The organism is Acinetobacter pullicarnis (genome assembly GCF_006352475.1).
GTDB lineage: Bacteria > Pseudomonadota > Gammaproteobacteria > Pseudomonadales > Moraxellaceae > Acinetobacter > Acinetobacter pullicarnis.
On the sequence record NZ_VCMZ01000001.1, the window covers coordinates 2,411,798 to 2,434,203 of the forward strand.

Consider the following 22,406-nt stretch of genomic DNA (forward strand, 5'->3'; position numbering starts at 1 on the left):
TTCAACTTGTGTGTTGCTCTTGATTCATACGGTAACCGAGACCACGAATGGTCTTGATCATGCGATTGCCAATTTTCTTACGCAATTGATAAATAAATACTTCAATTGCATTGCTTTCAATCTCACTGCCCCATGCATACAAGGAAACCTCAAGTTGCTCACGAGTGACTATATGTGCAGGCTTTTGCATCAGCTTGTATAAAATCTGAAATTCTTTGGCGGTTAAATTTACTGGCTGACCATCTTGCAACAGTATTTTGGCTTGAGGATCTAGACTTAAATTTGCAAAATTAAGCTGTTGCCCAATTTGCGTATGCTGCTGCCGAAGTTGTAGCCGTACACGAGCAGAAAGTTCTTCCAAACTAAATGGTTTGACCAAATAATCACTTGCACCTAAATCGAGTCCTTCAACCCGATCGGCAATACGATCACGTGCGGTAATAAAGATGACAGGTACACTTTGTTTGGCTTGAAGCAAAGCCTGTAAAACTTCATCACCACTGGCCTTAGGCAAACCACGATCCAGTAACACACAATCATAGGCATGTTGTTCGAGTGCTAAAAGCGCATGATCTCCACGCTCAACCCAATCAACACTATAGCCATCCATTTCTAGCCAGCTCTTAATACTCTCCGCTTGAGAGCAGTCATCTTCAGCCAACAATATTCGCATTTTTCTGACTCATCTTTTTGATGGTATGTATTTCATTTACTCAATATATTGCCTGAAACCCACTGAATAAAAAACCACATGCCAAGTGCATGTGGTTGAAAGCTATTTAACGATCGAAACTCAAGTCAACTTTAAAATTGTACCGCATCGACATCGATCTCAACACGTTTCATCGGCTTGTAGTCAATATCTACTTCACCGATTAAAGTTACTGCTGTATTGGCGGCAATCGGTTTGCCTTGCCATAAATCATCATCAATATCGACAGTAATGCTGCCCGTATTGTCTTTAAACTCATATTTTTCATCACCAATGGCTTTAACCACATAACCACGTAGTTGAACTTTTTGCTCATCTTTCAAACTTAACGCCTGTTTTACTGTGGTGGCTGCGGGTACAACTGCCGATTGATTAATAGGTGCATTTGCTAGCGTTAACGTACTGGCTGCGATTAAACTACTGCTGATCAATAATTTAGAAATTAATTTCATTTTGGTTGCCTCTTTAGGACGTTGCTTGTTTTGGTAGAGCCATTAAAACAACACAACATGAGCTGAATCTTAAGATGCATCATTTATTTTTTAATGTATTACGTTAATTATTAAATCCAGCGACTAATGCAGGGGCACCACACGAAGCACTTCCTCAAGTGTGGTTAGGCCTGCCTTGATTTGCAGCGCACCCGCGATTCGAAGTGGTGCAACGCCTTCTTGCTTTGCCAAAGCGCGCAATTCCTCCAAACTTGCATTCAGATTAATCTTGGCTTTGGCTTGTTGGCTGATTGGCATAAATTCATATAAAGCAATCCGTCCGTTATAACCCGTATGCCGACATTGCTGACATCCCACGGCAGCGTAGACCTGATCTGGCGTTTCGATCTGATCGTCAAAACATAGCTGCTGCCATTGTACGAGATCAATCGGCTGAATCACGCGGCATTGGCTACACAACTGCCGTACCAAACGTTGCGCCAATATCCCCAAAATTGTGGCAGAACTCAGAAATGCCTGAACCCCCAGATCATGCAAACGAATCAAACTTGAAGGTGCATCATTGGTATGTAACGTCGACAGCACCAAATGACCTGTTAACGCAGCTTGTATGGCCATATTTGCGGTATCAATGTCACGGATCTCGCCAACCATAATAATATCGGGATCTTGACGCATGAGCGCACGAATCCCATCTGCGAAGCCCAAGCCAATCACAGGATTAACCTGCATTTGATTAAAACTCGGTTCTAACATTTCAATTGGGTCTTCCACCGTGCAGACATTAACTTGGTCGGTGGCCAACAATTTTAAAGTCGAATATAAGGTGGTGGTTTTTCCAGAACCGGTCGGGCCCGTCACCAAAATAATCCCATGACGCTGTTGGGTCATTTTCTGCCAATCAGCTAAAAGCTTTGTGCTAAAACCCAACTGCTGAAAGCTACGTACCAATACTTCTGGGTCAAAAATACGCAATACCAGTTTTTCACCAAATGCTGTAGGTAAAGTCGAGAGCCGCAGCTCCGTTTCGTGCCCCTTTGGCGTACGTGTTTTCAGTCGCCCATCTTGCGGTTTGCGTTTTTCAGCGACATTCAAACGCCCTAAAATTTTGATCCTTGAAATCACTGCTGTTAGGGTATTAGATGGCATTCGGTAAATACTATGTAACACCCCATCAATTCGAAAGCGTACTCGGCCTTTGTCTTTTGCCGGCTCTAGGTGAATATCACTGGCGCGTTGTTCGAATGCGAACTGTAAAACCCAATCCACCAACTTGACAATATGTTGATCATTGACATCTGGGCTGAGTTGCTCGCCCAACTGCAACAACGCTTCTACCCCCTTATGTTCAATCGCATAACTGGATGCTTTTTGTGAGGAATGCACTGCATCACTGACTTGATAGTATTCGAGTATATAACGTTGTAATTGCTCTGGATCGAGCAACACGCAGACAATCTTTTTGGGCAAAAGACTTTGCTCTAAATGCTGCATCCATTCCAAATAAAACGGTTGTGCAGTCCCGACCAAAACCTCATTGTCTCGAACCTCAACCGCCAAGATATGATTTTTCAAGGCAAACTCTTGAGTCATCACCTCGGTCAAAGCCGCGACATCAGCTTTGAGCGGATCAATTCGATACAACGGCAATTGGGCTTTTCGTGCAAACCATTGACAGAGTAAGGGTAAATCGAGCAACTTTTGAGTGCGTTGCTCTTTTAATTGAAAATTTGCGATCCAGCGCAGAGGATGCCAGTCCATTTGCTGGGGTTTACGTTGCGTGGTTTTGACCAAGGCCTGATCACGCTCAGACAGAAAACCATCTAAGCACAATTGCTCCAAGCACCAAGCGCTATCCACCTCATAATTTAGTTGCATCTCATTATCTATCCCTATTTCAATGACGCGTTAACAAAAACTCAGCCCCTAAAATAGATCGATTGTTGCGCTGCTTTATTGTTATTTATTCCATGCTGCCATATAACGTTAATCGTTGTATTTCGATGTGGTCTTCTAAGATATTAAATTTCACATTTAAATCTGCAAAACGCATTCCATAAATACGCTGTGCATCCTGCTGATAGGCTGGACGTGGATCGAGTGATAACACCTGCTCAAGCTCTTCAAGCTGTTGCAGACTTGTTTTTTGAGCTGCGAGCAGCGTCTGTTTATCTTGCATTGCTCGCACAGACCATTGCAGCAGTTTACGCTGTGGTTGTTGCTGCGCATAGCCACTCTGGGCGTTTAAAACAGCATCTGAGTAATGAATATAAGGTTTAATGTCCACAATTGGTGTGCCATCCAGCAAATCACTGCCTAACACATAGACACGCACTGATTTCCCCTGCTTCACCACCTGTTTGAGCTGTACCACCGATAAACCCAATGGCGCAGGTCGATACATACTACGTGTGGCAAAAACCCCTATTTTTTGATTGCCCCCCAAACGTGGTGGACGAACTTGCGCACGAAATTGTTGTGCAGTGGTGGCTGGTTTATTTTCATGGAACTGCCAAATCAACCATAAATGGCTAAAAGCTTCGATCCCCTCAAAAGCCAACAAATCATTATAAGGCGGCTGCATTTCAATGTAGGATTCGACTTGAACGAGGTTTGGTTGGCGCGGAATTCCAAATTTTTCACGGTAGGGAGAGTGCATATAACCAATAATAGGCATAGAAATGTCAGTCATAATCATTTTTTCTGATAAGCTCAATTGATTATATTCAGTTTATCGAGAATGATTTTAGTTTAGAATAGTAAGTTGATTTATTTTGATAATTTATTGAGACTTTTAATGGCTGCTTTTAACGTCGAAAAGATTACTCACGTTCACCACTGGAATGACACTTTATTCAGCTTTAAAACCACGCGTGATACCGCGTTGCGCTTTAAAAATGGTCAGTTTGTGATGATTGGACTTGAGGTCAATGGTAAGCCTTTAATGCGCGCATACTCGATTGCCAGCGCGAACTATGAAGAAGAACTTGAATTCTTCTCGATTAAAGTACAGGACGGCCCATTAACTTCAATTTTACAAAAAATTGAAGTGGGTGATGAGTTACTTATCTCTAAAAAACCAACAGGTACCTTGGTACTTGATGATTTAAATCCAGGTAAAAACTTATACTTACTTTCTTCTGGTACTGGGCTTGCACCATTTTTAGCGGTGATTCGTGATCCCGATACTTACGAGCGTTTTGAAAAAGTAATCGTGGTGCACGGCACACGTTTTGTATCAGAGTTGGCTTACCAAGATCTCATTCTAGATGAACTCCCAAATCATGAATTCTTCCAAGAACTTGGTGTGCAAGAGAAATTGGTTTACTACCCAACTGTCACTCGCGAAGAATTCCACACCCGTGGTCGTGTGACACATGCGATTGAATCAGGCGAGTTGTTTGAGAAAATTGGCTTAGATCGCTTTAATCCTGAAACAGACCGTGCCATGTTATGTGGTAGTCCACATTTTTTAAGTGATGTTGCAGCATTGCTTGATCAACACGGTTTAAAAGAATCACCACGTATGGGTCAACTGGGCGACTATGTGATCGAACGTGCATTTGTAGAGAAATAGTTTTTTACACTCTCTATCATTCCTAAAAAATCTAAAACCGAAGCGATGTCTTCGGTTTTTTATTCTATTAATTCTGTTCAGCCACAATAATCCCTACTAATTTACTGGGTTGAATCCTTTACGTATATTCATACAATAAAGACCTATTTTTTATATGCCTTTAGCATTATGACCATTAAACACGTGACTGAACTCTTATCCCCTGCTGGTTCGTTGAAAAATATGCGCTACGCCTTTGCCTATGGTGCAGATGCGGTGTATGCCGGTCAGCCACGTTATAGTTTACGGGTGCGTAACAATGCTTTTGACCATGACAACTTAGAAATTGGTATTCACGAAGCACATGCCTTAGGCAAAAAATTCTATGTGGTGGTGAACATCCAGCCACATAACAGCAAACTCAAAAACTTTATTCGTGATTTAACCCCCGTGATTGCCATGCAACCTGATGCCTTGATCATGTCAGATCCCGGTTTAATCATGATGGTGCGTGAGCAGTTTCCTGAAGTCGATATTCATCTCTCGGTTCAAGCCAACGCAGTCAATTGGGCTACAGTTAAATTTTGGAAAAACATGGGCTTGACCCGTGTGATCCTGTCACGCGAACTGTCTATAGAAGAAATTGAAGAAATTAAAAATCAAGTTCCAGACATGGAAATCGAAGTTTTTGTGCATGGTGCCTTATGCATGGCTTATTCGGGTCGTTGTTTACTTTCAGGCTATATGAATAAACGTGATGCCAATCAAGGGGCATGTACCAATGCCTGTCGTTGGGAATATAAAATTCATGATGCCATTGAAGATGAAACTGGGGACGTGATTCCAGTGCATCAAATTGATGCTGCGGGTTGCGGCTGTAAAACAGTAACAGCAGATGCTGATCTAGATGAACAACATGCAATCGCACAAAATCAATTTGATGAGCCGGTATTGCTGCAACGCAATGAAGAAGACATGTTTGCTGCCGAAGAAGATGAACATGGCACGTACTTTATGAACTCTAAAGATTTACGTGCGGTTCAACATGTTGATCGTTTAACTAAAATGGGCATTCATTCACTTAAAATTGAAGGCCGCACCAAATCCTATTTTTACTGCGCACGTACTGCACAGATTTATCGCCAAGCCATCGATGATGCCCTTGCGGAAAAGCCATTTGATCCCGCCCTGTTAAACCAACTTGAGGGGCTTGCCAACCGTGGTTATACCGAAGGCTTCTTGCGTCGCCATGTGCACAGCGAATATCAAAACTATGAAACGGGCTCATCTTATTTTGACCATCAGCAATTTTGTGGTGAAATTTTAGAACGTCACGGTGACTATATTAAGATTGATGTCAAAAATCATTTTGAGGTTGGCGATTCGCTTGAGTTAATGACCACATCTGGCAATATCACCTTTAAATTAGCACAAATCTTAGATAAAAAAGGCAACTCGATCCTTGAAGCCAAAGGCTCAGGGCACATTGTCGATATTCCTGTTCCAGCCAATGTAGATATGGCCTTTGCCTTGTTAATTCGTAACCTACCAAACTCAACACAGGATATTACCGCAAGCGCGCTGGCCTATACGGAAGCATAACCATGGCTTTATTGATTACAGATCAATGTATTAACTGTGATATGTGTTTAGCAGAATGCCCGAATGAAGCGATTTATGAGGGCAGTAAAGTCTATGAAATCGATGTCGAACGTTGTACCGAATGCGTGGGCTTTTATGAAATACAAACCTGTGTTGCGGTATGCCCAATTGATTGTATTGTGCCGCACCCAGAACATATTGAAAGCAATGAACAGCTAATGCAGAAGTTTAAGGCGTTGAATCTGTTTGGTTAATGCCTTGTTGTTAAAAGCAACCTCTCCCAGCCTCTCCTTAAAAAAGGAGAGGAGATTAGTGATACCCTCTCCAACGGGAGATGAGCAGCACTGCTGCGCAAGGGAGAGGGTTAAGCAGAGAGTTTTAACTCCCTGAACGAATAATATAATCAAAGGCAGATAGTGATGCTTTAGCACCTTCACCTGCGGCAATAATGATTTGCTTATACGGCACAGTGGTACAGTCACCTGCAGCAAATACACCTTTGACATTGGTTTCATTGCGATCATTCACCACAATCTCACCACGATTTGAAAGCTCAACTGTAGTCTCTTTTAAGAAATCCGTATTGGGCAATAAACCAATTTGCACAAAGATCCCTGCGAGTTCAACCGTATGTTCTTGCTCAGTCGCACGATCTTTATATTTCAACGCCGTCACTTGTGCGCCATCACCAATCACTTCAGTCGATAAGGCATTCATGATCACTGTAGTATTTGGCAAGCTATGTAGTTTGTCTTGTAGCACTTGGTCTGCACGTAATTTAGTATCAAATTCAACCAAAGTCACATGTTCAACAATACCAGCTAAATCAATCGCAGCTTCAACCCCTGAGTTACCACCACCAATCACTGCAACACGTTTGCCTTTAAACAACGGACCATCACAGTGTGGGCAGTATGCGACACCACGAGTTTTATATTCTTTCTCGCCCGGTACATTCATTTCTCTCCAACGTGCACCTGTGGAAAGAATGATGGTTTTCGATTCAAGTTTAGCGCCATTTTCAAGTTCAACTTCAACCAAGCCACTGGCCGTCTGATCTGCACCGATCACATGTTTAACCCGTTGTAGGTTCATGATGTCGACGCCATATTCGCGAACATGCGCTTCCATGTCTGCACCAAATTTCGGCCCTTGGGTTTTTTGCACTGAAATGAAGTTTTCGATGTCCATGGTGTCCATAACTTGGCCACCGAAACGATCTGCAACAATACCGGTACGAATACCTTTACGTGCGGCATAAACCGCAGAAGCCGCACCTGCTGGGCCACCACCAATGACCAGTACATCAAATGCAGCTTTGGCATTGAGTTTCTCTGCATCTTTTTCCGCAGAATTGGTATCCAGTTGCGCCACAATCTCTTCTAGAGTCATGCGACCTTGGCCAATGTGTTCGCCATTTTGGAACAGCATTGGTACAGCCATGATTTTGCGTTGTTCAACTTCGTCTTGGAAGAACGCACCATCAACCATGGTGGCCGTAGTGCCTGGATTATTAATTGCAATTAAGTTCAGCGCTTGTACCACATCCGGACAGTTATGGCAGCTTAGAGATACGAACACATCAAAATTAGCTGTGAGGTTTAGGCCTTTGATTTGAGCAAGTATTTCATCAGAAACTTTTGGTGCATAACCAGACACTTGCAGTAAAGCCAAAATTAACGAGGTGAACTCATGCCCCATTGGGAGGCCTGCAAAGAATACGCGTGGTTTTTCCCCAGCTTTAGCAACCCCAAAACTTGGACGACGTGCATTGTCACCATCAAAGCGTACCGTGACTTGCTCAGAAAGCTCAGCAATTTCGGTGACCAGTTGTTTGATTTTCTCTGCTTTATCAGATTGATCTAATGCGGCAACCAATTCAATTGGGCTTTCTAAACGCTCTAAATAAGATTTCAGTTGCGCTTTAATGTTTTGGTCTAACATGTTCACAATCTCCATAAGGATTCATTTTTTCACTGCAGCCATCATACGATAAATGCAAATATAGGAGAAACAGTTTGTATTCATCATCACGATCGTATTAATAGATAGTGAATCTTTTAAAGCACTGTTCCGAATTAACGATTAATGCGCTCTTTGTTATCTACTGAGCGAAACTCAACATCATGTAATGTCATTTCGATGCGTAAACGACGTTTTCCCAGTTGTCTCGCCAATAAATAACTGAAAGCAGCCAACAATCCAGCCAATGCCATGCAGACATATAACACCCAAGCAACAATCGTTGAAACACGTTGCGCTTGTTTGGCTTGCTGATCTAGCTTTTGCGTCATTGGCGTTAAACTTTTTCCATACAGTTGCTGTTGCATGCTCCAGAGTTGTTCCGGCTTAAATCCATAACTGGCAAAATTTGCCTGACTGTTTTCAGCCAAAATCAAACCTTGCACATAACTACTTGCTGCCGCCTGATCAACTGGTCGATGTAACAATGCAGCCTGCGCCAATAAATAATCACGCACAGCTGGTGCCAATTTGGCTTGCTCTGCATATTGGGCAAGTTCACTGCTTTGAATATTTTGATCATATTGCAACAACGCTTGATAAGGCTGTTGTACTGCTTCATTTTTCTGATATTGAACAAAAGACAACAGCGACCAAATCATGCCAAACGCAATCAACCATGCAACAAATTTTAATACTACCGATTTAAGCCGATGTTTGAAAAACTCAAACTTGCGCATAAGGCGAATTGAAATAAATGCGCCAAAGAATGCAGCAGCAAGTTTTAATATCAACCAGCCCAACCAAGACAACAGTCGCCCAAAATAATCCGTCACTTGTGCGGAGTCCAATGCATTTAAATCCACACTGGCTGGAATGTGTAACTGTTGCACGGTCTGACTTAGCCCCCAAAACCCATAAATAAATTCAGCTTGGGTAAATACAGCAAACGTCGACAGTGCCAATACGCACAGTGCAGAAAAAGTCAGCCACATCGTCTGCTGTTGGCGTTGCTTCAAGCGAATCAATCGCGATTTAAAATCGGTGATTTGCACTTGGTTTTCATCTACACTCGACAAGTTTTTATCCTCAAATAATTCAAAATGAGTGATCCGTGGGCATGGGTGCTATTTGATGGTTTTAATTTCTGAACTTGATTGCAAAACCAATTGATTTAAATTGTTCTGCAAACTACGCAAGCGGATCGCTGCTTCTTCACGCTTTTGCATACCTTCTTTTTGAATTTGAATCACATCGTTCACAGTACTAATCAACGTATTTTGAACGTGTTCCAAGGTTTCAATATCAATCACAGCACGTTGATTGGCTCGGGCAGTATCTACAGAGTTTTGATGCAATAAGTCTGCATTACGTCGCAGCAACTCATTAGTTGCATCGTCAATGGTATTGGCAAGTTGCACACTATTTTTTTGCTCTTGCAGTGAAATCGCCAAACTAATCTGATTTTTCCAAGCAGGTAAGGTAATGTTTTTAATCGCATAAAACTTGTCAACCAACATCAAGTTATTCGATTGAATAATTCGAATCATCGGCAAGGTTTGCATGGCTGACTGTTGCAATACCTGTAAATCGCTGACCCGCTTTTCTAAATTATTGGCCAAATGATTTAAGTCATACACCTGTTGGGTACGCTGTGGATCGTGATCGACCACTTCACTGCTCAACTGCTGGATCTGTTGCTGCATATCGCTTTGTTTTAAACGACCTGCGGCAATATAAATACCCAGTTGTTTATATTCCTCTTGTACCGCATTAAACATCTGATCCAGTGTATTTACCCGACTTTTCAAACCGGACTGCGAGGTCTCAATTTCTTTGACTAAACGATCAATTTGTTCTTTAGTGCTATCAAAGTTTTGATCAAAACTTTGCTTTGCACCACGAACTTTATTAAACAAACTACCCAAAAAACCAGAACGCTTACTCGGGTTTAAAATACTCGATGTGTTCAGTTGCTGCGCCACTTGCACCACTTCATTCAGTTTCTGCCCAGTCTGATCTAAGTCCTTGTTTTTTACCAACCCCAACAATTCATCCGTATAGGTTGAGGTTTTGGATGCAATATTTTTACCGTATTCAGAAATTGAATTTTGACTTAGATCTGCAAGCTCTTTATGTGCACTCATCACCTCAGTGAAGTCATCTTGTTTTAAACCAATCTCTTGCAAATTCATTTGTTCGAAATCTTGTTTTTTAATCTCATTCGTAACTTCGACCAGTTCACTTGATTGTTGCGTTAAATCATTCATGTGCATACCTTAATTATTTCTCTAAAGTTCGTTTTAAGTTTTGAATCAATTGATCACGACTACGATCAAATTCAGCAAGCGTCGTACTATTTTTCTGAGCACGACTTTGTTGTAAATGGTACTGCCAAGCTGGAATCAACACTTGTTGGGCTTCCTTAAAGCGATCAATCAACCCCATTGCAAGCTGTTGACTTAACTGCATTTGTGTCATGGCTATATCGTGACTGCTTTGTAGCGTCTCCAAGCTTTGAATTTTTTTGGCCAAACGTTCTGGAAAGTTATCAAGTGGATGCTGATTTTTAACAAAATTTGGATAATCTGTTAAAAATTCGCGTGCAGCCACAATATAATGCGCCATTTGTGCTCTTAAACCAACGGCTTGCAATAATCTTGCTTGAGATTTTTGAATTTCAATATGCAAACGTTGACTCAGATGATTGGCTTGATCAATTAAATGGTCTAGATTTTTTAAATATTTTGCCTGTCCAGCATCAAACTCTAAATCGATGCCTAGCCATTTCTGTAATGCATTAAATTTTTTGGTTTTCAATGCTTTTTCCGAAGCCGCTAAATGCTGAATAATTTCTGCGATCACTTGACTCAGTTGTTGATTTAACTGTGGATCTATCGCATCCAGTAGCACCGCCTGTGACTGCACGATATTTTCAGCATATTGGTTGAGACCGATAGGTTGCGCCAGCAATGTCAATAAATCCTGGCGCTGAATCGTGATTAAACGTTGCGGATCCAGTTCAATCTGATCAAGCGGGGTCAAACTGATAAATTGTTGCATAGTGACCTAAATTAAAGAATTTGCGGAAGCATTTTACTTATATGCATGCCAATCTCTAAAATTGCAAATTTTCGCGGCATATAAAATGAAAAAACTACAAAACAACTCAAATAGGCCAAATTAAATTAGCTTTTGTATCAATTGCTTAATCCATAAAAAAAGACCAGCATACCGTTTATGACTGGTCTTTTTTGCGTCCACTTCATCTATATGCAACGCTGACTATTGTTGATATTCATCAATCAATGCATAAATTTGTCTTAAAGTTGCATGTGACAGTTTAACTTTCTCACCCTGTAGTAACTTCTCTAACTGATCAACAGACTGTAATAAGGTACTGGTCTGGTGTGGGCCATGCTGCAGTAAATAATCAATAATTTGCGTATCAAAATGTACGCCTCGTCGCGCCAGTACTGACAATAATACAGCTTGACGATCTGCAAAATCGTTACCATCTGGCACTGCTACACTGACTGCTTGATTCAGCCGTGAACGCAAATCATAGAGTTCTAACTTAAGTTCTTTCGGGGCATAGCGAGAAGAAAACACCAACTGCCCGCCACCATCATTATTATTATTAATTAAATGAAAAACTGCTTTTTGCCAATGTGGCACCCCAATAATCGCTTCAATATCATCCAAGGCAACCAGATCATAGCTTTCTAAAGCAGTAATTGCTTCAATGGGCGCATCAAGTAATTCCAGCAAAGACACTTTAATTGCAGATTTACCCAACTCTAAATAGGAATCACAGATTGCAGTCAACAAATGTGATTTTCCTGTACCCGCACCACCATAGACATAAAATCGATTAAATAGTCCTGCATGAAGCTGCCGAACCGAATCAATTACAGGTTCCCAGCCTGGACCACAAAAATCGCTAATCCGGGCATCAAGTTGAGGTTCAATATTCAACTGTAATTGACGCATTGATGTATCTCATCCTCGAAATTTATTTAGGTTGAACATCTGTCGATGTGTCTGCGTTATCTTGCTGTTTTTTAATCTCAAGATCAAGATTCAAATTAAGGTCATCACTTTCCACAACAATCCTTTCACCACTCCCACTATGTTCAGCACTCACCAGCGCGGTTTGAAAAAAATCACTCCGTACATAGCTTTGCCGAATATGCTTTAATACCACGACAATGACAGCAGCAACGGGTAATGCGATAAGCATACCCAAGAATCCTGCTAACTGTGCGCCTGCCAATACGGCAAAGACCACGGCTACAGGAGATAAACCAATTTTATCACCCAATAAAAATGGCTGTAAAATATAGCCTTCTACAACTTGACCAATTAAAAATACCATACCCACCAAGGCCAAGTGCGTCCAATCTAGGCCGAATTGGAAAAATGTTGCGATAACCGCTGAAATAATACCCACAGCAAAACCCAAATAAGGAATGATACTGGCCAAACCGGCCACCATTCCAATAATCAAGCCAACTTGTATACCAATCAACTGTAGCCCAACAGCATAAATAATGCCGAGCAATACCATCACCAAAAACTGACCTTTTACAAAAGCACGTAACACACTGTGGCATTCGCCAACAATCTGCAGGGTTTTAACTTCAAAGCGTGGTGGAATGAGACGATTCATCTGAAACAGCATGCGATTCCAATCAAGTAAAAAATAGAATGCAATCACTGGCATCAAGATAAATGTACCGCCGACTTGAATAAAGCTGAGACCAGACTGTAAGATCGACAACACCATCGTTTGAATATTATCGATACTGTAATTGGTTTGCACATAGTCCATCACGACTTTAGACATTTGATCACTATCGATTCTCATGTACTGGACATCAAAGGTCTTCGATACCCAAGGTAAGAACGTGTGATTAATCCACTGAATCGCGGTTGGAATACTATCTCGTGCGTAAATTAACTGCTTCCACACCACGGGTACCAAAAACCAAAATGCCAATGTAATCGCCGTTCCAATCCCAATAAAGACATTGCAGATTGCCAACCAACGCGGCATCAGTTTGGCTAGTTTTTCAACCAATGGATTAAACAGATAGGCAATAAAAAAAGCACCAACAAATGGAATCAGAACCGGCTTAAGTAGATAGGCCACCCACAAGAGAAAAGCTGCTGAAATTAAGATTAATAAACGTTTTAATGTCCGATCGTGCATACAATCACGCCTTTTTGGAGATTATTCATTATAGAAAGTGAAATATTTCAATTAAGATAGCATTTTAGCGCAGAATTAACATAAGAGTTTCGTATATTCAGGTATAATCTCCGCGCCAATGCGGAGACATCATTATGAGCAACACAACTTCTAACTCAAGCACCGGTTTAAGCTACAAAGACGCAGGTGTGGACATTGAAGCGGGCGACGCACTAGTCGATCGAATCAAATCAGTCGCTAAACGTACAACTCGACCAGAGGTGATGGGCGGACTCGGTGGCTTTGGTGCCCTGTGTAAAATCCCAAAAGGTTATGAAGAACCTGTACTTGTGTCAGGCACAGATGGTGTTGGTACAAAATTGCGAGTTGCACTCAACCTCAACCGTCATGACACCATCGGTCAAGACTTGGTCGCGATGTGCGTCAATGACCTGTTGGTCTGCGGTGCAGAACCATTATTCTTCCTCGACTACTATGCAACTGGACATTTAAATATTGATGTTGCTGCGGATGTAGTAACAGGTATTGGTAAAGGCTGTGAACTTGCAGGCTGTGCTTTAGTCGGCGGTGAAACTGCTGAAATGCCTGGCATGTACGAAGGTGAAGATTACGACCTTGCTGGTTTCTCAGTCGGTGTTGTTGAACAAAGCAAAATTATCGATGGTACCCAAGTTAAAGCAGGCGACGTTTTAGTCGGTATTGCTTCTTCTGGCGCACATTCGAATGGTTACTCATTACTACGTAAAATTCTCGATGTCAAAAACATTGACTTAAATCAAATCGTTGATGGCCGTCCATTGGCCGATGTCGTTATGGAACCTACCCGAATTTATGTCAAATCTATTTTAGAATTGTGCAAACAAGTTAATGTGCATGCGATGGCACATATTACGGGTGGTGGCCTACCTGGCAACTTACCACGTGTACTTCCAGATGGTGCTCAAGCTGTTGTAAATGAATCGTCTTGGGAATGGCCAGAATTATTCAAACTTCTACAACGCGAAGGCGGTGTTGATCAGTTTGAAATGTACCGCACTTTTAACTGTGGTGTTGGCATGGTGCTTGTTCTTGATCCTGCTGACGTCGATCAAAGTATTGCACTGTTAAATGCACATGGCGAGAAAGCCTGGAAAATTGGTCATATCCAAGAAAATGCAGCATCAGTTGCGGGTGCTGACGAAAAAATTCGCGTGATCTTTGCCTAATGAAGATTGCGGTACTCGTTTCAGGTCAGGGCAGTAATTTACAAGCCCTGATCGATGCCAATTTATCAGGGCAAATTGTTGGTGTCATTTCCAACAAAGCCAATGCTTATGCATTACAACGTGCGCAGACTGCAGGGATTCAAACTGCAGTCATTGAACACAAAGATTATCCCAGTCGTGAAAGTTTCGATGAGGTCATGCATCAACAGTTATTAGACTGGGAAATTGACTTAGTCGTGCTTGCAGGCTTTATGCGTATTCTTAGTTCGAGTTTTGTGCAAAAGTGGCATGGCAAGATGTTGAATATTCACCCCTCCCTGTTGCCTGCATACAAAGGTATGCATACCCATCAACGGGTACTCAACAGCGGTGATGTCTATCATGGTTGCACCGTTCATTATGTAACAGCTGAACTTGATGCTGGTCCAGCATTAGTACAATGCGTGCTTAATGTTCAGGTTCATGATAATACAGATACGCTCGCGCAACGTGTTCATCAACTTGAGCACTTTGCCTACCCTCAAGTGGTAGAGTGGATTTGTACAGGAACAATTCAACATTTAGACAATGGGAGTGTTGTCTATCGTAAACAGCTCCTGCATAAACCAATTCAATTTAGCCAACTGTAATACAGTCGGTTTAAATTATAAAAAAGGCGCCGAATGGCGCCTTTCCTTTAAACATCTTAACGGTTATTTTCGTCGTCTTGACTATCTTCAAATTTGGTTTCGCCTTCGAAGCCACCAGCAGGTTGACCACCAAAGCCACCTTGACCACCAAAGCCACCGCCTTGACCGCCAAACCCGCCTTGACCACCAAAGCCACCGCCTTGACCGCCAAATCCGCCTTGACCACCAAAGCCACCACCTTGACCGCCAAACCCGCCTTGACCACCAAAGCCACCGCCTTGACCGCCAAATCCGCCTTGACCACCAAAGCCACCGCCTTGACCGCCAAAGCCACCAGCAGCCTGAGCGCCGCCAGCAGGTGCACCGACTGGGCGAGGGTTACGTGCAGGAACGACTGTTGAAATCGCGTGCTTGTAAACCATTTGGCTAACTGTATTTTTCAACAACACTACGTATTGATCGAAAGACTCAATGTGTCCTTGAAGTTTAATTCCGTTTACAAGAAATATAGAAACTGGAATGCGTTCTTTACGGAGAGAATTTAAGAACGGATCTTGTAAAGTTTGACCTTTAGACATTATGTACTCCAAAAAAATTTAAATAAATCAGCGCAAAAACTATCTTTATTTTTCAATTAAATTTATAAAAAATTATAAAAAAGATAGTTGGTAAATTTTGCTTTATCCGTATGAGTTTCGCAAGTCTTCTTGAGCCTGCTTTATTGACGAAAAAGTTTTAAATTGGTGAGCTTCTTGCAAAGACCGCAACCAAGTGTATTGACGTTTGGCTAATTGTCGTGTTGCAAACAACGATTTATCCTGCATAATACACTTGTTTTCATGACTTCTATCACTATTTACTAAAAAATCTATGGCCTGCCGATAACCAACTGAGCGTGCTGCTGGCAAACTTTCGTTTAAATCGTATTTTTCAATAAGATTTTCAACCTCATTTAAAAATCCGATTTCCCACATTTTTTTCAACCTAGATTCAATTCTCTGATGCAATTGTACACGGTCAGGCTGTAAAGCATAATTATGAAAAGTGTAACGATAGTTAATGTTTTTTGGCTGACTTGCCTGTAGTTTTGTAATCGCCTCACCAGTAATGCGATAAACCTCCAAGGCTCGTATTATTCTTTGCTTATCTGATACTTTGAACTTTTCCGCAGCAATTGGATCCACTTGTTGCAGTTCTGCATGAACTTGCGCCCAACCATAGTCCTGTGCCTGCTTTTCAATCTCAGCACGAATAACATAATTTGCACTTGGTAAATTGTCAGACAAACCCTCTAATAGCGCTTTGAAATACAGCATCGTGCCTCCCACCAAAATAGGGACTTTTCCACGCTGATGAATCTCATCAATCAAGCGATATGCATCTTGCACAAACTCTGCTGCAGAATAGACCTGAAGTGGTGTAATAATATCAATTAAATGATGAGGATACTCTGCCTGTTCCGCCTGGGTTGGCTTTGCAGTTCCAATATCCATATCTTGATAAACTAAAGCAGAATCAACTGAAATGAGTTCAAAGTTTCCACGCGCATAGAGTTCACATGCCAAAGCGGTTTTACCACTTGCAGTTGGTCCCATTAAATTGATAACGGGCAATTGATTTGACATTGTTCCCTACTCTCCACGTGCAAATAATTTATCTAATTGAGCCAGCGGAAATGCTCGCCAAGTCGGTCGACCATGGTTACATTGACTGGCAAATTCGGTTTGTTCCATCTGGCGTAATAACGCATTCATTTCAGATAAGCTTAGCATTCGATGCGCGCGTACAGCACCATGACATGCCATGCCTGCGAGAATATGATCGCGCTTCTGCTGCAATGCCTGTGCTTCATCATTTGGATCCAAATCACTCAGCAATTCAGAAATAAGCCCATTAAAATCTGCTTTTTGTAAAATGGCAGGCACACCACGGACAATCACCTGCTCATCGCCATACTGATCAATTTCCAGACCGAGACGATGCAACTGCGGTTTAAGTTCTTCAACACGTGTCGCCTGTAAGCGTGTAATTGAAATTACTTTGGGAATCAGTAGTTGCTGTGCCACCCAAAACTCCGTTTTATCCCATGCAGACTTCATTTGTTGTAATAAAATTCGTTCATGTGCCGCATGCATATCAACGATAATCAGGCCTTCCGTATTTTGAGCTAAAATATAAATACCGTGTAATTGCGCAATCGCAATTCCCAACGGATATTCATCAACCCCATTAAAAGCCTTCACCGTGGTTGCTGCTGCACTTGTTTGCCCAAGCGTATCTTCTTCACGTAATGGTGATAGATATTGCTTTAACGCTTGATTGGCTTGTAGCGATGCCGTATAGGCGCGCTGTGGTGCATAATTTGCAGCTTGTGGTTGAGATGTCTGAAAATTACTTAATGGATCACGACTATCTGCTGGTGCTTCGAATGAATACACTTGATTTTGCGCGTTATTATCCTGCCTCATCTGACTTGAAGCTAAATCTTGAGAGTGGTTTTCAGGGTGGCTACGATGCAAAGAAAATTGTTCCTGATAGCGTGGCTGAGCAGCGACTTGCTGTTGCTCAGTCGCATCGGCTTTCATTGCTTGCGCCAACTCTACCGCTGCAGTTTGAAACTGTGACAAGGTGTTTTTAGCAAAATGCCGCACAAACTCATGTACTTCACGTTGATTTAAAAAACGGATTTCATGCTTAGTTGGATGTACATTGACATCAATTTGGTCTGGATCAACTTCTAAAAAGAGTAAGTAACCTGCATATTGATGACCATGCAAAATACCGTCATAAGCCATACGTAATGCATGTGAGATGGTTTTGTCTTTGACAATACGGCCGTTTACATAAACATATTGTAAATCGGCATGTGTACGTGCATCAGAGGGATGCCCAAGCCATCCTGACAAACGCATATTGATACTGTCAGCATCAATCCAGTAAGCATTCTCAGTAAAAGGACGCCCCAGTAATTGCTGTACCCGCTGAAAACGCAATTCACCACTGTCTGCAATCGGTAAATTCAAACGAATATTATCATTATGCTCAAGCACAAAACGCACATCAAAATGTGTCAATGCCATGCGCCGCACAATTTCTTCAATATGCCCAAACTCTGTACCTGGTTTTTTCAGAAATTTTCGACGCGCAGGCACATTAAAGAATAAGTCTTGTACGCGAATATGTGTGCCCTTTTGCATTGCAATAGGCTGAATCTCTTGGTGATCCATCGCAGTCCCATTGACTTCAACCTGATAGCCCACGCCACTGTCATCTTGACTACTACACAACGTTAAGCGAGAAACAGCTGCGATCGACGCCAAAGCCTCACCACGAAAACCGAGGCTCACAATCGCCTGTAAATCTTCAGATGTTTGAATTTTACTGGTGGCGTGCCGAGTCATGGCAAGTGCTAAATCTTCGACATGAATACCACGGCCATTATCAATGATTTCAATTAAAGTACTGCCACCTTGCGCAATACGGATCATCAAAACCGTCGCGCCAGCATCAATCGAGTTTTCCAGCAACTCTTTGACGACCGATGAAGGGCGTTCAATCACCTCACCTGCTGCAATTTGGTTTGCCAAAGCAGGGTCTAAATGACGAATACGTTTTAGACTAACCTCTTGATCTTGCATTCAATTAACCTTAATTCTTTTGACGTTCACACGCTTAAACTCAATACTTTATATCTGTCAGTACACTTATCAGGGCATGAGCTCTTTATTTTAATTGTAAAGCCTGTTTTAACGCTTCTGAATTAAAACCAAGCTGTACTTGTCGCTGCGTTTCATCTTCAGTTTTTACAATTTCAATCACCACATCTGCTGCAGGTATTTCATCACCACCTTTGGAAGGCCATTCAAAAATAAATAAAGCGTTGGGGGTATCTAAATAATCGCGAATTCCCATCAATTCCAGTTCATAGGGATCATTTAAGCGATATAAGTCGAAGTGAAATACGTCTTTTCCATGAATCTGATAAGGCTCAACCAAAGTATAAGTCGGGCTTTTTACAGCCCCCTTATGCCCTAAACTTTGCAACCAATAACGGCTGAGCGTGGTTTTACCCGCCCCTAAATCACCCATTAAGTACACGACACCTTGTTTAATGTGCTGTGCCAAAATTTGTGCAAATTGTTGGGTATCTTGTTCATTACTCAGCATATATTGAAGGGAAAATTGCATATGGCTCACGGCATGACTCAAATCTTGCAATATGATAACATTGCGCAGCTTGAAAACCTACGCCACGCTATTCTCAAGGCTATGAAACTGTTTTTATTTTGGCTTCATCATGCACAATTCTTATTTAATCTTTGAAAATGAACGAAACCTCTAATGTCGCATAGTCACATCATTGAAAAGATCCAACCGCCTATGCGCGATGGTGTCAGTGCCAGTCAAGTTTTTTTACCACGTTTAGAAACTGCTGTTGTCACCATATTTGACTATTTATGTGAACATTTCGCACATATTGCAGCTGATGAATGGCGCAAACGCTTTGAATCGCACTTAATCACTGATCAGTATGGTGTAGCGCTCAATCTAACAACTGAATATCGTGCCGAAAGCCATATTTATTATTATCGCTTTTTAGCGCATGAAGTGCATGTTCCTTTTGAGGAACAGATTTTATTTGAAACGGATGATTTACTGGTCGTCGATAAACCACATTTTTTGACCATGAGCCCAACTGGACAATATGTGCAGGAAACCTTGTTGGTCCGTTTGAAAAAAACAACAAATAATCCATTTTTAACCCCAATTCATCGGCTTGATCGCGAAACGGCCGGGGTGGTGTTAATTTCAAAACGAGTCGAAACACGTGGTTGCTATCAGCAAATGTTTGCGCAAGGGCAAGTGAAAAAGACCTACCATGCCATTACAGCTTATGATCCAGCTTTGCCTGAAAGCTTAAGTTTGGCACTACGAATGGTAAAATCCGAGCCGTTTTATACCATGCAAGTTATTGATGGCACAGCGAATTCCCATACAGAAATTGATCTGCTTGAGCACAATCAGCATTGGGCAAAATACTGTTTAAAGCCACATACCGGTAAACAGCACCAACTTCGTGTACATCTCAATCATTTAAATATTCCAATTCAACACGATCCCTTATATCCTATGCTGCAACACAAAGCTGCGGATGATTTTTCTCGTCCGTTGCAATTACTGGCGCAACAAATTGCTTTTCAAGACCCCCTGACACAGCAGAATATGTGCTTTCAGTCGAATCGACAGCTTTCTTTAGCATTGCAATGTAATGACAAAGATTAGTTTTCTACGAATAGACATTGAAATTACATCGGCTTTGTTTAAAATATGTATTTCAACTTTATGTTGCTTGGTTCTTTTATGAGAAAAACGGAAGTCTATCAAGTTCGACTTGATTCACAAGAAAAAAAACAAGCCTTTGCTGTTTTTAAACAACTCGGGATTACCCCTGCACAAGCCGTTCGCTTGTTTTTTAAGCAGGTCGTACTTACCAAATCCATTCCTTTTGCAATTGAAAATCAAAGCATTAACATGGAACAGTTGTTAAAATTAAAAAAGATTAAAACAGATCAAAACGCATTACTGCATGAAACTCCTGAAATTAACCCACATGAAGATGATGATATTTTTGCTGAACTGAATGCTTTATTGGGTGAAAGCCAACCGAACAATGAGCCTTAACTAAGATTACAGAAAGGCTCAATTTAACTGTGTTTTTTTCGCTATGCTCTTTTTGATGATCACAATAACAACAGCAAAAGGATGAGCGATGATTGTACGGCGCGCAACAATTAATGATCTAGATCGACTTGCAGTTTTATTTGATGAGTACCGTCAGTTTTATGGCGCTTCTTCTGATTTAAATCAATCCTTTAAGTTTTTAAAACAACGCTTTGAAAATAAAGAGAGTGTTATTTTCGTCCATCTTAAAGATGAGGTCTTAACTGGTTTTGTCTTGTTATATTTGGGGTTTTCTTCAATTGCTTGTAGCCGATATTATATTTTAGATGATGTCTATGTGACCCCTGCTTTTAGACGCCAAGGCTCTGCTAAACAACTGATTGATACTGCAATTTTATTTGCACGTAATGAACAGGCACTGCGGATTAGTCTTGAAACCCAAAAAACCAACATTGAATCTCGTCGACTCTATGAAGCTATGGGCTTTATCTTAGACAATCAGTTCACCACCTATCACTGTTTTTTAAAGTAAATCGCTAGCGTGAAAGAGAAAATACTTTTTCACGCTAAAACAATGCACTTAAATCCTTCATTAAATAGTCATGATTCCTTCAGTACTTTGATTTTTAGCTGCAAGTAATTGTTCTGGCGTTAAATACAACCATTCTCCCTGTGCTAAATCCTGCAATCCAAGTTGCCCAATTTCAGCACGATGCAATTGCTCAACTTTATTGCCCACGGCAGCAAGCATACGCTTAACCTGATGATAAACCCCTTGATGTACTGTCATCACCAACTCCTGCGTAGCCAATGCTTGTACATCTGTCGCAGCGAAAATACCTTTTTCATTGCGTAATTCCACCCCAGCCATTAAGTCTGCAATCTGTTGCACTGTTATCGGATCTGCAGTAATAACGCGATAAACCTTAGGCACATGTTTTTTAGGATGGGTCAGTGCCTGTAAAAATTGACCGTCATCAGTAAGCAACAATAGTCCCGTCGTATCTTGATCTAAACGACCCACACACTGTATGCCCCGTTCAATCAGCATTTCATTAAATAAATCAAATACACTCATATGATGGGTCGATTGATGTGAACATTCATAATTGAGTGGTTTATGCAGTGCAATATAAACTTTTTCACGATAAAGATAATCTTGCCCATACACGCTAAAATTTAAATCTTGTAGCTCGAGCCGCTGCTTGGGCTCAGTCACTGGCTGTCCTGCAATACAAACCGCCCCGGTTTTAATCAACTGTTGGCAGTGTTTACGCGAGCCAAAGCCTTGTGATTGCAACATTTTTTCCAACAACATCGGCTTAACTCATCGAAGAATTTGATAGGCCAGTATTCTAGCTGATTTTGAGCGGCAGCGACATGATGTAGGG

Annotated in this window: 23 protein-coding genes; 8 read left to right on the plus strand and 15 right to left on the minus strand. The window is 41.5% G+C overall.

Annotated features, from left to right (window positions below):
- Position 1 precedes the first annotated feature (1 nt).
- The 4 genes from FD716_RS10635 to tsaA form a co-directional block, all read right to left on the minus strand.
- Positions 2 to 673, minus strand: coding sequence for a response regulator transcription factor (locus FD716_RS10635; RefSeq protein WP_139852320.1), 672 nt, complete (start codon positions 671 to 673; stop codon positions 2 to 4).
- 131 nt (positions 674 to 804) lie between these two features.
- Positions 805 to 1,164 carry a NirD/YgiW/YdeI family stress tolerance protein gene (locus tag FD716_RS10640; RefSeq protein ID WP_139852321.1) on the minus strand — a complete coding sequence of 120 codons (360 nt, stop codon included), beginning with the start codon at positions 1,162 to 1,164 and terminating at the stop codon, positions 805 to 807.
- Between the two features lie 123 nt (positions 1,165 to 1,287).
- Entirely contained in the window at positions 1,288 to 3,042 is a 1,755-nt protein-coding gene (locus FD716_RS10645) for a GspE/PulE family protein (RefSeq protein WP_139852322.1), read from the minus strand.
- A gap of 85 nt (positions 3,043 to 3,127) precedes the next feature.
- Positions 3,128 to 3,856 carry a tRNA (N6-threonylcarbamoyladenosine(37)-N6)-methyltransferase TrmO gene (gene tsaA, locus FD716_RS10650; RefSeq protein WP_171477022.1) on the minus strand — a complete coding sequence of 243 codons (729 nt, stop codon included), beginning with the start codon at positions 3,854 to 3,856 and terminating at the stop codon, positions 3,128 to 3,130.
- A gap of 105 nt (positions 3,857 to 3,961) precedes the next feature.
- On the opposite strand from tsaA, the gene FD716_RS10655 reads away from it, so the two are divergent.
- The 3 genes from FD716_RS10655 to FD716_RS10665 all read left to right on the plus strand — a co-directional run bounded on the left by FD716_RS10655 (position 3,962) and on the right by FD716_RS10665 (position 6,576).
- Positions 3,962 to 4,741 (plus strand): ferredoxin--NADP reductase, encoded by a 780-nt coding sequence (locus tag FD716_RS10655; RefSeq protein WP_139852323.1) that lies wholly within the window; start codon positions 3,962 to 3,964, stop codon positions 4,739 to 4,741.
- A gap of 168 nt (positions 4,742 to 4,909) precedes the next feature.
- The gene (gene trhP / locus FD716_RS10660) at positions 4,910 to 6,322 is read left to right on the plus strand and encodes a prephenate-dependent tRNA uridine(34) hydroxylase TrhP (protein WP_139852324.1); all 1,413 of its coding nucleotides are present in this window, start codon (positions 4,910 to 4,912) and stop codon (positions 6,320 to 6,322) included.
- Positions 6,323 to 6,324: 2 nt separating this feature from the next.
- Positions 6,325 to 6,576, plus strand: a complete 252-nt coding sequence (locus tag FD716_RS10665; protein WP_139852325.1) for a YfhL family 4Fe-4S dicluster ferredoxin — start codon at positions 6,325 to 6,327, stop codon at positions 6,574 to 6,576.
- A gap of 124 nt (positions 6,577 to 6,700) precedes the next feature.
- Here the strand turns inward: FD716_RS10665 and ahpF are convergent, their stop codons facing one another.
- The 6 genes from ahpF to FD716_RS10695 all read right to left on the minus strand — a co-directional run bounded on the left by ahpF (position 6,701) and on the right by FD716_RS10695 (position 13,499).
- A complete protein-coding gene (gene ahpF / locus FD716_RS10670) occupies positions 6,701 to 8,266 on the minus strand; it encodes an alkyl hydroperoxide reductase subunit F (RefSeq protein WP_139852326.1) in 1,566 nt (521 codons plus the stop codon).
- A 134-nt stretch (positions 8,267 to 8,400) separates the two neighbouring features.
- On the minus strand, positions 8,401 to 9,363 hold the full coding sequence (locus tag FD716_RS10675; RefSeq protein ID WP_139852327.1) for a hypothetical protein: 963 nt from the start codon (positions 9,361 to 9,363) through the stop codon (positions 8,401 to 8,403).
- 48 nt (positions 9,364 to 9,411) lie between these two features.
- The gene (locus FD716_RS10680; RefSeq protein WP_139852328.1) at positions 9,412 to 10,554 is read right to left on the minus strand and encodes a toxic anion resistance protein; all 1,143 of its coding nucleotides are present in this window, start codon (positions 10,552 to 10,554) and stop codon (positions 9,412 to 9,414) included.
- Between the two features lie 13 nt (positions 10,555 to 10,567).
- Positions 10,568 to 11,347 carry a tellurium resistance protein gene (locus FD716_RS10685; RefSeq protein WP_139852329.1) on the minus strand — a complete coding sequence of 260 codons (780 nt, stop codon included), beginning with the start codon at positions 11,345 to 11,347 and terminating at the stop codon, positions 10,568 to 10,570.
- A 222-nt stretch (positions 11,348 to 11,569) separates the two neighbouring features.
- Entirely contained in the window at positions 11,570 to 12,277 is a 708-nt protein-coding gene (hda, locus tag FD716_RS10690) for a DnaA regulatory inactivator Hda (protein ID WP_139852330.1), read from the minus strand.
- A 22-nt stretch (positions 12,278 to 12,299) separates the two neighbouring features.
- Positions 12,300 to 13,499 (minus strand): AI-2E family transporter, encoded by a 1,200-nt coding sequence (locus FD716_RS10695; RefSeq protein WP_139852331.1) that lies wholly within the window; start codon positions 13,497 to 13,499, stop codon positions 12,300 to 12,302.
- A gap of 134 nt (positions 13,500 to 13,633) precedes the next feature.
- On the opposite strand from FD716_RS10695, the gene purM reads away from it, so the two are divergent.
- The gene (purM, locus tag FD716_RS10700) at positions 13,634 to 14,704 is read left to right on the plus strand and encodes a phosphoribosylformylglycinamidine cyclo-ligase (RefSeq protein ID WP_139852332.1); all 1,071 of its coding nucleotides are present in this window, start codon (positions 13,634 to 13,636) and stop codon (positions 14,702 to 14,704) included.
- Positions 14,704 to 15,333 (plus strand): phosphoribosylglycinamide formyltransferase, encoded by a 630-nt coding sequence (gene purN / locus FD716_RS10705; protein WP_139852333.1) that lies wholly within the window; start codon positions 14,704 to 14,706, stop codon positions 15,331 to 15,333. Before purM ends, purN begins: the two co-directional genes overlap by 1 nt.
- Positions 15,334 to 15,389: 56 nt before the next feature.
- Here purN and hfq read toward each other — a convergent pair whose 3' ends face one another.
- The 4 genes from hfq to tsaE form a co-directional block, all read right to left on the minus strand.
- Positions 15,390 to 15,911, minus strand: coding sequence for an RNA chaperone Hfq (gene hfq / locus FD716_RS10710; RefSeq protein ID WP_139852334.1), 522 nt, complete (start codon positions 15,909 to 15,911; stop codon positions 15,390 to 15,392).
- A gap of 102 nt (positions 15,912 to 16,013) precedes the next feature.
- A complete protein-coding gene (gene miaA, locus FD716_RS10715; protein WP_139852335.1) occupies positions 16,014 to 16,958 on the minus strand; it encodes a tRNA (adenosine(37)-N6)-dimethylallyltransferase MiaA in 945 nt (314 codons plus the stop codon).
- A 6-nt stretch (positions 16,959 to 16,964) separates the two neighbouring features.
- A complete protein-coding gene (gene mutL, locus FD716_RS10720) occupies positions 16,965 to 18,971 on the minus strand; it encodes a DNA mismatch repair endonuclease MutL (RefSeq protein WP_139852336.1) in 2,007 nt (668 codons plus the stop codon).
- Positions 18,972 to 19,056: 85 nt separating this feature from the next.
- Positions 19,057 to 19,521 (minus strand): tRNA (adenosine(37)-N6)-threonylcarbamoyltransferase complex ATPase subunit type 1 TsaE, encoded by a 465-nt coding sequence (gene tsaE, locus FD716_RS10725; protein WP_139853667.1) that lies wholly within the window; start codon positions 19,519 to 19,521, stop codon positions 19,057 to 19,059.
- A gap of 153 nt (positions 19,522 to 19,674) precedes the next feature.
- Here tsaE and FD716_RS10730 point away from each other — a divergent pair, with 153 nt between their 5' ends.
- From FD716_RS10730 to FD716_RS10740, 3 genes are all read left to right on the plus strand, one after another.
- The gene (locus FD716_RS10730; RefSeq protein WP_139852337.1) at positions 19,675 to 20,616 is read left to right on the plus strand and encodes a pseudouridine synthase; all 942 of its coding nucleotides are present in this window, start codon (positions 19,675 to 19,677) and stop codon (positions 20,614 to 20,616) included.
- Positions 20,617 to 20,694: 78 nt separating this feature from the next.
- Positions 20,695 to 21,015, plus strand: a complete 321-nt coding sequence (locus tag FD716_RS10735; protein ID WP_139852338.1) for a type II toxin-antitoxin system RelB/DinJ family antitoxin — start codon at positions 20,695 to 20,697, stop codon at positions 21,013 to 21,015.
- Between the two features lie 88 nt (positions 21,016 to 21,103).
- Positions 21,104 to 21,547, plus strand: a complete 444-nt coding sequence (locus FD716_RS10740) for a GNAT family N-acetyltransferase (protein ID WP_139852339.1) — start codon at positions 21,104 to 21,106, stop codon at positions 21,545 to 21,547.
- A 60-nt stretch (positions 21,548 to 21,607) separates the two neighbouring features.
- On the opposite strand, the gene FD716_RS10745 is transcribed toward FD716_RS10740, so the two are convergent.
- A complete protein-coding gene (locus FD716_RS10745; RefSeq protein WP_139852340.1) occupies positions 21,608 to 22,333 on the minus strand; it encodes a pseudouridine synthase in 726 nt (241 codons plus the stop codon).
- Positions 22,334 to 22,406: the final 73 nt, after the last annotated feature.

What these genes read in the sequence shown, in the direction of transcription:
- FD716_RS10635 (WP_139852320.1), bottom strand. Translation starts at nt 673, where the DNA reads ATGCGAATATTGTTGGCTGAAGATGACTGCTCTCAAGCGGAGAGTATT.
- FD716_RS10640 (WP_139852321.1), bottom strand. Translation starts at nt 1,164, where the DNA reads ATGAAATTAATTTCTAAATTATTGATCAGCAGTAGTTTAATCGCAGCC.
- FD716_RS10645 (WP_139852322.1), bottom strand. Translation starts at nt 3,042, where the DNA reads ATGCAACTAAATTATGAGGTGGATAGCGCTTGGTGCTTGGAGCAATTG.
- tsaA (WP_171477022.1), bottom strand. Translation starts at nt 3,856, where the DNA reads ATGACTGACATTTCTATGCCTATTATTGGTTATATGCACTCTCCCTAC.
- FD716_RS10655 (WP_139852323.1), top strand. Translation starts at nt 3,962, where the DNA reads ATGGCTGCTTTTAACGTCGAAAAGATTACTCACGTTCACCACTGGAAT.
- trhP (WP_139852324.1), top strand. Translation starts at nt 4,910, where the DNA reads ATGACCATTAAACACGTGACTGAACTCTTATCCCCTGCTGGTTCGTTG.
- FD716_RS10665 (WP_139852325.1), top strand. Translation starts at nt 6,325, where the DNA reads ATGGCTTTATTGATTACAGATCAATGTATTAACTGTGATATGTGTTTA.
- ahpF (WP_139852326.1), bottom strand. Translation starts at nt 8,266, where the DNA reads ATGTTAGACCAAAACATTAAAGCGCAACTGAAATCTTATTTAGAGCGT.
- FD716_RS10680 (WP_139852328.1), bottom strand. Translation starts at nt 10,554, where the DNA reads ATGAATGATTTAACGCAACAATCAAGTGAACTGGTCGAAGTTACGAAT.
- FD716_RS10685 (WP_139852329.1), bottom strand. Translation starts at nt 11,347, where the DNA reads ATGCAACAATTTATCAGTTTGACCCCGCTTGATCAGATTGAACTGGAT.
- hda (WP_139852330.1), bottom strand. Translation starts at nt 12,277, where the DNA reads ATGCGTCAATTACAGTTGAATATTGAACCTCAACTTGATGCCCGGATT.
- FD716_RS10695 (WP_139852331.1), bottom strand. Translation starts at nt 13,499, where the DNA reads ATGCACGATCGGACATTAAAACGTTTATTAATCTTAATTTCAGCAGCT.
- purM (WP_139852332.1), top strand. Translation starts at nt 13,634, where the DNA reads ATGAGCAACACAACTTCTAACTCAAGCACCGGTTTAAGCTACAAAGAC.
- purN (WP_139852333.1), top strand. Translation starts at nt 14,704, where the DNA reads ATGAAGATTGCGGTACTCGTTTCAGGTCAGGGCAGTAATTTACAAGCC.
- hfq (WP_139852334.1), bottom strand. Translation starts at nt 15,911, where the DNA reads ATGTCTAAAGGTCAAACTTTACAAGATCCGTTCTTAAATTCTCTCCGT.
- miaA (WP_139852335.1), bottom strand. Translation starts at nt 16,958, where the DNA reads ATGTCAAATCAATTGCCCGTTATCAATTTAATGGGACCAACTGCAAGT.
- mutL (WP_139852336.1), bottom strand. Translation starts at nt 18,971, where the DNA reads ATGCAAGATCAAGAGGTTAGTCTAAAACGTATTCGTCATTTAGACCCT.
- tsaE (WP_139853667.1), bottom strand. Translation starts at nt 19,521, where the DNA reads ATGCAATTTTCCCTTCAATATATGCTGAGTAATGAACAAGATACCCAA.
- FD716_RS10730 (WP_139852337.1), top strand. Translation starts at nt 19,675, where the DNA reads ATGTCGCATAGTCACATCATTGAAAAGATCCAACCGCCTATGCGCGAT.
- FD716_RS10735 (WP_139852338.1), top strand. Translation starts at nt 20,695, where the DNA reads ATGAGAAAAACGGAAGTCTATCAAGTTCGACTTGATTCACAAGAAAAA.
- FD716_RS10740 (WP_139852339.1), top strand. Translation starts at nt 21,104, where the DNA reads ATGATTGTACGGCGCGCAACAATTAATGATCTAGATCGACTTGCAGTT.
- FD716_RS10745 (WP_139852340.1), bottom strand. Translation starts at nt 22,333, where the DNA reads ATGTTGTTGGAAAAAATGTTGCAATCACAAGGCTTTGGCTCGCGTAAA.